Here is a 286-nt window from a genome sequence, read left to right as displayed (position 1 = left end):
TTGCAACTCCGCGCCGAGGCAAGGCGCGATCCCGATGCACCGGCCGACGAGGACCCTGTCGCCATCGCGCTGCTGGCCAGCGCCCTCGGCGTGCCGCGCGAAGACCTCGTCACGCGGCGCGGCTTTCACCGCGGTGTTGCCCGCCTTGGCGGCTTTCTGGCCCGTCGTGGCGACGGCGAGCCTGGATGGCAGACACTGTGGCTCGGCGCTCGGCGCCTGGTCCTGATGCTGCTCGGCGCCGAGCTGGTAGGACCCAGGAGCGAAACATGATGTGGGTAACGTCAAG

General features: G+C 69.9%; 1 protein-coding gene. It reads left to right on the top strand.

Going from position 1 to position 286, the window contains the following annotated elements; translation table 11 throughout:
- Positions 1-270, top strand: a 270-nt coding sequence (locus Q7A36_RS41330; RefSeq protein ID WP_305109558.1) for an IS4 family transposase, incomplete at its 5' end; no start/stop codon positions are given.
- Positions 271-286 lie beyond the last annotated feature (16 nt).

It is taken from the genome of Paracraurococcus lichenis (assembly GCF_030657435.1).
Taxonomy (GTDB): domain Bacteria; phylum Pseudomonadota; class Alphaproteobacteria; order Acetobacterales; family Acetobacteraceae; genus Paracraurococcus; species Paracraurococcus lichenis.
The sequence above is the reverse complement of the archived record's forward strand: the minus strand, read 5'-3'. Positions and strand labels throughout refer to the sequence as shown.